This is a genomic window from Kitasatospora sp. NPDC058406 (assembly GCF_042722765.1).
Lineage (GTDB): Bacteria > Actinomycetota > Actinomycetes > Streptomycetales > Streptomycetaceae > Kitasatospora.
This window is the reverse complement of sequence record NZ_JBHXKE010000313.1, coordinates 1-8,788: the sequence shown is the minus strand read 5'-3', so window position 1 is coordinate 8,788 and position 8,788 is coordinate 1. Positions and strand designations below refer to the sequence as shown.

The following is an 8,788-nucleotide window of genomic DNA, read 5'->3' as shown; positions in this document are numbered from 1 at the left end:
CCCTCCGGGCTCCTGGCGGGGCGCGCGTCAGGCAGGTCCGGCGACGGTGTCGATCGGAGTGGTGACGGGGGTCCCGGAGCCGTCGCGGCGCGGGTCGCGCTCGGGCAGGTCGACCGGGGCGCCCTTGGCGGTGGTGGCGCGGGCCGGGGCGGGGCCGGCCCAGGCGAACGTGAGGGCGTCCTCGCCGCGCAGGAAGCGCTGGCAGCGGACACCGCCGGTGGCGCGGCCCTTGCGCGGGTACTGCTCGAAGGGGGTGACCTTCCAGCTGGACTGGGCCTCGCCGGTGAGGGTGCCGGAGGCACCGGCGACCGAGACGACCACCGCGTCGACGGCCGGGTCGACGGCGGTGAAGGAGAGCACGCGGGCGCCGTCGGAGAGCTTGATGCCGGCCATGCCGCCGGCCGGGCGGCCCTGCGGGCGGACCTGGCCGGCGGGGTAGCGGAGCAACTGGGCGTCGGAGGCGATGAAGACGAGGTCCTCCTCGCCGGTGCGCAGCTCGACCGCGCCGATCACCTCGTCGCCGTCCTTGAGCGCGATCACCTCGAACTCGTCCTTGTTGGCGGGCCATTCGGGGACCACCCGCTTGACGACGCCCTGCACGGTGCCGAGCGCCAGACCGGGGGAGGACTCGTCCAGCGTGGTGAGGGCGATGGCGCGCTCGCCGGTCTCCAGGCGCAGGAACTCGGTGACGGCGGCGCCGCCCGCGAGGGTGGGCGAGGGCGTGGGCGGGAGCGCCGGCAGGTCGATCACCGGCAGGCGCAGGACACGGCCGGCGCTGGTGACCACCCCGATGTCGGCGCGCGCGGTGCTGGGCACCGCGGAGACGATCACGTCGTGCTTGGCGCGCTTCTCGGAGAGCTCGAAGGGCTCGCCGTCGGCGGTGCGGGCGAGCAGTCCGGTGGAGGAGAGCAGCACCCGGCACGGGTCGTCGGCGACCTCCAGCGGCACGGTCAGGGAAGCGGCCGGCGCGGCGCCGGCCTCCAGCAGGACCGTCCGCCGCTCGGTGCCGAACTGCTTCGCCACGGAGGCGAGTTCGGTGGAGACGACGCTGCGAAGCCGGGTGTCCGAATCGAGGATCTCGGTCAGTTCGGCGATCTCGGAGTTGAGCTTGGCCTGCTCCTGCTCCAGCTCGACCCGGTCGAAGCGGGTGAGCCGGCGCAGCGGGGTGTCGAGGATGTACGCGGTCTGCGTCTCGGAGAGCGAGAAGCGCTCGATCAGGCGCTCCTTGGCCTGGGCGGCGTTGTCGCTGGACCGGATGAGGGCGATGACCTCGTCGATGTCGACCAGGGCGACGAGCAGGCCCTCGACCAGGTGCAGCCGCTCCTGCCGCTTGCGGCGGCGGAAGTCGCTGCGGCGGCGGACCACCTCGAAGCGGTGGTCGACGTAGACCTCCAGCAGCTCCTTGAGGCCGAGGGTGAGCGGCTGGCCGTCCACCAGCGCCACGTTGTTGATGCCGAAGGTCTCCTCCATCGGCGTCAGCTTGTAGAGCTGCTCCAGCAGGGCCTCGGGGACGAAGCCGTTCTTCACCTCGATGACGAGGCGCAGTCCGTGCTCGCGGTCGGTGAGGTCCTTGACGTCCGCGATGCCCTGCAGCTTCTTGGCGTTGACCAGGTCCTTGATCTTCGCGATGACCTTCTCCGGGCCGACGTTGTACGGCAGCTCGGTGACCACGATGCCCTTGCGGCGGGCGGTGACGGCCTCGATCGTGGTGGTGGCGCGGATCTTGAAGGTGCCGCGGCCGGACTCGTAGGCGTCCCGGATGCCGGAGAGGCCGACGATCCGGCCGCCGGTGGGCAGGTCCGGGCCCGGCACGAACCGCATCAGGGTGTCGAGGTCGGCGCTGGGGTGCTTGATCAGGTGCCGGGCGGCGGCGACCACTTCGGAGAGGTTGTGCGGCGGCATGTTGGTGGCCATGCCGACGGCGATCCCGGTGGCACCGTTGACCAGCAGGTTGGGGAAGGCGGCCGGCAGGGCCAGCGGCTCCTGCTCGCTGCCGTCGTAGTTGGGCCCGAAGTCGACGGTCTCCTCGTGGATCGACTCGACCATCGCCATCGAGGCGGCGGTGAGCCGCGACTCGGTGTACCGCATCGCGGCCGGCGGGTCGTCGTTGCCGAGCGAGCCGAAGTTGCCGTGGCCGTCGATCAGCGGCAGCCGCATCGAGAACGGCTGGGCCATGCGGACGACGGAGTCGTAGATGGAGGCGTCGCCGTGCGGGTGCAGCCGGCCCATCACCTCGCCCACCAGGCGGGCGCACTTGACGTGGCCGCGCTCCGGGCGCAGTCCCATCTCGTTGGCCTGGTAGAGGATTCGACGGTGCACCGGCTTGAGGCCGTCCCGGGCGTCCGGGAGTGCTCGGGAGTAGATCACCGAGTAGGCGTACTCAAGGAACGAGCCCTGCATCTCGTCCACGACGTCGACATCGAGGATGCGCTCCTCGAAGTCTCCGGGCGGCGGGGTCTGCGAACTGCGGCGGGCCATCGCGGCGGGGCTCCCTTACGTCTCGCTTGCGTCTCGTCTTCGCTGTGGTGTCGCCGGCTGTCGTCGGGTGGTGTCAACAGGGCTCAGCGCCCCCATTGTGGACCCTCGCGCCGACAGTCCCGGCCAGCGCCCCTCTTCCGCCCCTGGCGAACGCCCTGTCCGCGCGGACACATCCACGCCATTCGCGCGTTGCACCACAATGGGGGACGCCACACGAACCCCGACATCGACGACGGGAAGGACCCGAGCGCATGGCCAACCCGGCCCCCGCCTCCCAGCGAGGCATCGCCATCACCGAGCACCGCCTGGCCAACGGCCTGCGCGTCGTCCTCTCCGAGGACCACCTGACGCCGGTGGCCGCGGTCTGCCTCTGGTACGACGTCGGCTCCCGGCACGAGGTGAAGGGCCGTACCGGACTGGCCCACCTGTTCGAGCACCTGATGTTCCAGGGGTCGGCCAACGTCTCCAACAACGGCCACTTCGAGCTGGTCCAGGGCGCCGGCGGCTCCCTGAACGGCACCACCAGCTTCGAGCGGACCAACTACTTCGAGACCATGCCGGCCCACCAGCTGGAGCTCGCGCTCTGGCTGGAGGCGGACCGGATGGGTTCGCTGCTCGCCGCCCTCGACGAGACGTCGATGGAGAACCAGCGCGACGTCGTGAAGAACGAGCGGCGCCAGCGGTACGACAACGTGCCGTACGGCACCGCGTTCGAGAAGCTCACCGCGCTCTCCTTCCCGGACGGCCACCCGTACCACCACACCCCGATCGGCTCGATGGCCGACCTGGACGCGGCGACCCTGGAGGACGCCCGGGCGTTCTTCCGCACGTACTACGCGCCGAACAACGCGGTGCTGTCCGTGGTCGGCGACATCGACCCGGAGCAGGCGATCGCCTGGGTCGAGAAGTACTTCGGCTCGATCCCGGCGCACGACGGCAAGCAGCCGCCGCGCGACGGCGCCCTGCCGGACACCGTCGGCCGGGAGGTCCGCGAGCTGATCCGCGAGGACGTCCCGTCCCGGGCGCTGATGGCCTCCTACCGGCTGCCGCACGACGGCACCCGCGAGGCGGACGCCGCCGACCTGGCGCTGACCATCCTCGGCAGCGGCGAGTCCAGTCGGCTGTACAACCGGCTGGTCCGCCGCGACCGCACCGCCGTCGCGGCCGGCTTCGGCCTGCTCCGGCTGGCCGGTGCGCCCAGCCTGGGCTGGCTGGACGTCAAGACCTCGGGCGACGCGACCGTCGAGCAGATCGACGCGGCCGTCGACGAGGAGCTGGCCCGGTTCGCCGCCGAGGGTCCGACCCCGGCCGAGCTGGAGCGGGCGCAGGCGCAGATCGAGCGCGAGTGGCTGGACCGGCTCACCACGGTGGCCGGCCGGGCCGACGAACTCTGCCGCTTCGCCGTGCTGTTCGGCGACCCGAAGCTGCTGAACGACGCCCTGCCGAAGGTCCTCGACGTCACCGCCGAGGAGGTGCGGGCGGTCGCCGAGGCGCGGCTGCACCCGCAGAACCGGGCGGTCCTGGTGTACGAGCCGACCACGGCCGACGACGCCGGGACCGGTGTCGCGACCGACACCGAGGACACCGACACCGAGGCCGCCGCCGGCCAGACCGCTGCCACCGCCGAGACCGACGAGGAGGGTGCCGCCGTATGAGCACCGACTACGTCCCCGCCATGACCTTCCACCCCCAGCCCGAGCCGGGCACCCCGAGCCCGTGGGCGTTCCCCGCCCCCGAGCGCGCGGCCCTCGGCAACGGCATCACCGTGCTGCACTGCCACCGCCCCGGCCAGCAGCTGGTCGCCGTCGACGTGCTGCTCGACGTCCCGCTCGCGGCCGAGCCGGAGGGGCTGGACGGCGTGTCGTCGATCCTGTCCCGCGCGCTCAGCGAGGGCACGGACACGCTCACCGCGGAGGAGTTCGCCGCCGAGCTGGAGCGGGCCGGCGCCACCCTGGACGCCCACGCCGACCACCCGTGCATCCGCGTCTCGCTGGAGGTCCCGGCCTCCCGGCTGGCCCGCGGCCTGGACCTGCTGGCCTCCGCGCTGGGCAGCCCGGCGCTGCCGGAGGGGGAGATCGAGCGGCTGGTCGCCAACCGCCTGGACGAGATCGTCCACGAGCAGGCCAACCCCGCCCGCCGGGCCGCCAAGGCGCTCTACGCCGAGCTGTTCGACGCGGCCGACCGGCTCTCCCGCCCGCGCAGCGGCACGGCCGAGACGGTCAAGTCGATCGACCGGGCCGCCGTCCGGGCGTTCTACGAGGCGCACGTCCGCCCGGCCACCACCACGGTCGTCGTGGTCGGCGACCTCACCGGCACCGACCTGCCGGCGCTGCTGGAGTCCACCCTGGGCGTCTGGAAGGGCACCCCGGCCGAGCCCGCCGCGCACGCGCCGGTGACCGCCGACGACACCGGCCGGGTGATCATCGTGGACCGGCCCGGCTCGGTCCAGACCCAGCTGCTGGTCGGCCGGATCGGCCCGGACCGGCACGACCCGCGCTGGGCCGCCCAGATCCTCGGCACCTACTGCCTGGGCGGCACGCTCACCTCCCGGCTGGACCGGGTGCTGCGCGAGGAGAAGGGCTACACCTACGGCGTGCGGTCGTTCGCCCAGCCGCTGCGCTCGGCGGCCGACGGCACCGGCCGGGCGCTGCTGGCGATCAGCGGCTCGGTGGACACCGCCTCCACCGCTCCGGCGCTGGCCGACACCTGGACCATCCTGCGCACGCTGGCCGCCGAGGGGCTCACCGACGCGGAGCGCGACGAGGCCGTGCAGTTCCTGGTCGGTGTGGCCCCGCTGAAGTACGAGACGGCGGGCTCGGTGGCCGCGACCCTGGCCGACCAGGTGGAGCAGCACCTGGCGGACGACTTCCAGGCCGAGGTCTACCGGCAGCTGGCCGAGCTGCCGACGGCGGCGGCGACCGCGGCGGTGGTCGAGGCCTTCCCGCCGGACCGGCTGGTGACCGTCCTGGTCGGGGACGCCGCTGCGTTCGCGGACCAGGTGCGGGAGCTGGGCATCGGAGAGGTCACCGTGATCAGCGCCTGACGAGCGCCTGACCAGGGCCTGACGAGGGCCTGATCAGCGCCCGGGCCGGTGCCCGGGCGGGCCCCGGCAGGGCCGGAACGAGGCTGTGGGCAGGGCCCGGTGGAGCGTGTGTGCGCTCCACCGGGCCCTGTGCGTTATTTCCCTTGCGGACACCGCGAGGGGCGTGGGTAGATAGCTCCCGGCACCCGGTACACACACGGAGAGGAGGCGGTCACCATGCGGGTCGAGCAAACCGTTCGGCGCTCCCCGAGACTGTCCTCCCGATGCCCCTCGGCCGCCTGAGCGCAGCCACCCCCTGACATCCCCCGGGCCGCACCGGGATTCTTCGCGCGGCACCCACCTAGGCTTGAACCAACCGACCCCAGGAGGTCGTTCCACCATGTCGTACACCGAGGTACCCGGCGTCCGGGTCCCGATCCGGATGTGGACCGATCCGGCCACCGTCGAGGGCCAGGCGATGCAGCAGCTGCGCAACATCAGCTCGCTGCCCTGGCTGCACGGGCTCGCGGTCATGCCCGACGTCCACCTGGGCAAGGGCGCGACGGTCGGGTCCGTGATCGCGATGCGCGGTGCCGTCTGCCCGGCGGCGGTCGGCGTCGACATCGGCTGCGGGATGAGCGCGGTGAGGAGCTCGCTCACCGCCGGGGACCTGCCGGACGACCTCTCCCGGCTGCGGACGCGGATCGAGCAGGCGATCCCGGTCGGGCGCGGTCTGCACAGCGACCCGGTCGACCCCGGCCGGCTGCACGGCGTCCCGACCGGTGGGTGGGACGACTTCTGGCAGCGGTTCGAGGCGGTGGCGCCGGAGGTGAAGTGGCGCCGCGACCGGGCGGCGCAGCAGATGGCGACGCTCGGCGGGGGCAACCACTTCATCGAGGTCTGCGTCGACGACGGCGGAGCGGTCTGGCTGATGCTGCACTCCGGGTCGCGCAACATCGGCAAGGAGCTGGCGGAGCACCACATGGGCGTCGCGCAGTCCCTGCCGCACAACCAGGGGCTGATCGACCGTGACCTCGCGGTCTTCATCGCGGACACCCCGCAGATGGCGGCCTACCGGCAGGACCTCTTCTGGGCGCAGGAGTACGCCAAGCGCAACCGGGCGCTGATGATGGCGCTGCTCCAGGACGTCGTCCGCCGCGAGTTCGCCAAGGCGAAGGTCGCCTACGACGAGGTGATCAGCTGCCACCACAACTACGTGTCGGAGGAGCGGTACGACGGCGTCGACCTGCTGGTGACCCGGAAGGGCGCGATCAGGGCCGGAGCCGGCGACTACGGGATCATCCCGGGTTCGATGGGCACCGGTTCGTACATCGTCCGCGGGCTGGGCAACGAGGCGGCGTTCAACTCGGCCTCGCACGGGGCTGGCCGGAAGATGAGCCGGACCGCCGCCAAGAAGCGGTTCACCACCCAGGACCTCGCCGAGCAGACCAAGGGCGTGGAGTGCCGCAAGGACTCCGGTGTGGTGGACGAGATCCCGGGTGCGTACAAGCCGATCGAGAAGGTGATCGAGCAGCAGCGGGACCTGGTCGAGGTCGTGGCGCACCTGAAGCAGGTCGTCTGCGTCAAGGGCTGACCCCCGGTCGCCCGAGTGCACGAGCACGCGAGCACGTGCGGACACGTGGGCCCCCGACTCCGGTCGGGGGCCCTTTCGCGTCCGGAGCCCGGCGTTCAGACGTGGTCGCGCTTGGGGTTGAGCCGCCGGTAGCCGGGGTGCACCCCGGCGGTGAGGTGCTGCGCCTCGGCGACCCGGCGCAGCAGGCCGGCCAGGACGACGCGTTCCTGCTGGTCGAGGCCGGTGCAGATGGCCTCCTCGTGGGCGAGCGCCGCCTCGGCCAGTCCGCGCATCAGCTCCTCGCCCTTGGGCGCGAGGTAGAGGTCCTGGAACCGGCGGTCCTTGGGGTTCCGCCGGCGCTCGACCAGCCCGCGCGCCTCGATGGCGTCAATGAAGGCGACGAACCGACTGGGTGACATTCCCAGCCGCCGTGCGAGTTCCTGCTGGTGCAGGCCGGGGGAGAAGGCGACGGACCTGAGCAGGCCCGCCTGGGCGGGCGTGAGGTCGAGCTCGGCCACCCGCTGGGCGAAGGCCTGAGCTGCGTGTTCACCCAACTGTGAGAGAAGAAAAGCTACTTGTGCTCCCTGCTGGCCGCGGTGGAGCGACGGGGCGCGGTCGGGAGTTTCGGTCATGGAAACACGATACCAGTGGACAATGATGTCCCCTAGTGAACTATTCTAAAGTCGGAACTACCGGTGCCGATCCTGTCCGGCGCCGGCCCAAGCGACCCGTTTCGACTGGAGTGCCCATCATGACCACGACATCCGCGGCACCGGCCGCCTCCGCCCGGCGCCAGCAGTCAGGCCCCCCCTTGCTGCTGCCCGCCGTGGCGTTCGCGGCGCTGATGGTGGTGTCCATCGTGTTGTCCCGCCAGACCCCGTTGCCCACCGACTCGGCGGCCGACACCCTGGCCTACTTCCGCGACCACGAGACTGCCGCCCGGGTTGCCGGGACGCTGCAGTTCGGCGCCTCGCTGCCGCTGGCGGTCTGGGCCGCGATCGTCTACCAGCGGCTGCGCCGACTCGGCGTGAGCGCCCCGGGCCCGGGCATCGCCCTGGTCGCCGGTGTGCTCTCGGCGGTCTCGATGGCGACCTGCGGTCTCACCGTCTGGGCCGCCTCGCGTGCCGGCGGCCTCGGTGACGCGCCGCTGGTCCGCGTGCTGACCGACCTGCTCTTCGCCACCGGCGGCCCCGGGCACGTCGTCCCGTTCGGCGTGATGCTGGCCGGCGTGGCCGTCCCGATGCTCCTGCTGGGCTTCGGCCCGAAGGGCTTCGCCTGGACCGGCCTGGTGCTCGCCGGGATCGGCGTGCTGGGCACCCTGGCGCTGCTCTCCACGAGCCTCGGGTTCTTCCTGCCGATCGGCCGCTTCGGCGGTCTGATCTGGCTGATCGCGGCCAGCGTGATCCTGCCCAAGCAGCGCCCGCGCCGCACCGCGGGCTACGAGGGTGACGGGGTCGAGGCCTGAGGTACCACTGACCGACCGGTCGGCGGAAACGCCGGCCGGTCCCGACTGCTCCGGTACGGCGGCGGCCCGGCACCTCGTAGGTGGTGCTCCGAGGCGGGGCCGCCCCGGCCGGGGGAGAGCGGCGGGGAGCGTGGCGCCGGGAGGCGCGGCGGACCGGTCGCGACCGAGCGGGCCGCGGGGCTCGTGAGGAAAAGGGAAGGCGGCGCGGCGGCGTCCTGGGGAGGAAGGCCGCCGCGCCGACGCTCGCCGC

At 72.6% G+C, this 8,788-nt stretch carries 6 protein-coding genes; 4 read left to right on the top strand and 2 right to left on the bottom strand.

Going from position 1 to position 8,788, the window contains the following annotated elements; translation table 11 throughout:
* Positions 1–27 precede the first annotated feature (27 nt).
* Complete coding sequence (locus tag ACFWOG_RS36850; RefSeq protein WP_329950023.1) at positions 28–2,478, bottom strand: DNA topoisomerase IV subunit A; 2,451 nt, start codon at positions 2,476–2,478, stop codon at positions 28–30.
* A gap of 251 nt (positions 2,479–2,729) precedes the next feature.
* Here ACFWOG_RS36850 and ACFWOG_RS36845 point away from each other — a divergent pair, with 251 nt between their 5' ends.
* From ACFWOG_RS36845 to ACFWOG_RS36835, 3 genes are all read left to right on the top strand, one after another.
* Positions 2,730–4,133: a pitrilysin family protein gene (locus ACFWOG_RS36845; protein ID WP_329950024.1), complete on the top strand. Its 1,404-nt coding sequence runs from the start codon at positions 2,730–2,732 to the stop codon at positions 4,131–4,133.
* 20 nt (positions 4,134–4,153) lie between these two features.
* Complete coding sequence (locus tag ACFWOG_RS36840) at positions 4,154–5,521, top strand: pitrilysin family protein (protein ID WP_329882681.1); 1,368 nt, start codon at positions 4,154–4,156, stop codon at positions 5,519–5,521.
* Between the two features lie 379 nt (positions 5,522–5,900).
* A complete protein-coding gene (locus tag ACFWOG_RS36835) occupies positions 5,901–7,094 on the top strand; it encodes an RtcB family protein (RefSeq protein WP_380363775.1) in 1,194 nt (397 codons plus the stop codon).
* Positions 7,095–7,189: 95 nt separating this feature from the next.
* Here ACFWOG_RS36835 and ACFWOG_RS36830 read toward each other — a convergent pair whose 3' ends face one another.
* A complete protein-coding gene (locus ACFWOG_RS36830; RefSeq protein ID WP_355400266.1) occupies positions 7,190–7,705 on the bottom strand; it encodes a MarR family winged helix-turn-helix transcriptional regulator in 516 nt (171 codons plus the stop codon).
* A gap of 119 nt (positions 7,706–7,824) precedes the next feature.
* On the opposite strand from ACFWOG_RS36830, the gene ACFWOG_RS36825 reads away from it, so the two are divergent.
* A complete protein-coding gene (locus tag ACFWOG_RS36825) occupies positions 7,825–8,538 on the top strand; it encodes a DUF4386 domain-containing protein (protein WP_329882623.1) in 714 nt (237 codons plus the stop codon).
* Positions 8,539–8,788 lie beyond the last annotated feature (250 nt).

Bases quoted from the DNA above. Each gene is read 5' to 3' on its own strand.
- ACFWOG_RS36850 (WP_329950023.1), bottom strand. From the start codon at position 2,478: ATGGCCCGCCGCAGTTCGCAGACCCCGCCGCCCGGAGACTTCGAGGAG.
- ACFWOG_RS36825 (WP_329882623.1), top strand. From the start codon at position 7,825: ATGACCACGACATCCGCGGCACCGGCCGCCTCCGCCCGGCGCCAGCAG.
- ACFWOG_RS36835 (WP_380363775.1), top strand. From the start codon at position 5,901: ATGTCGTACACCGAGGTACCCGGCGTCCGGGTCCCGATCCGGATGTGG.
- ACFWOG_RS36840 (WP_329882681.1), top strand. From the start codon at position 4,154: ATGACCTTCCACCCCCAGCCCGAGCCGGGCACCCCGAGCCCGTGGGCG.
- ACFWOG_RS36845 (WP_329950024.1), top strand. From the start codon at position 2,730: ATGGCCAACCCGGCCCCCGCCTCCCAGCGAGGCATCGCCATCACCGAG.
- ACFWOG_RS36830 (WP_355400266.1), bottom strand. From the start codon at position 7,705: ATGACCGAAACTCCCGACCGCGCCCCGTCGCTCCACCGCGGCCAGCAG.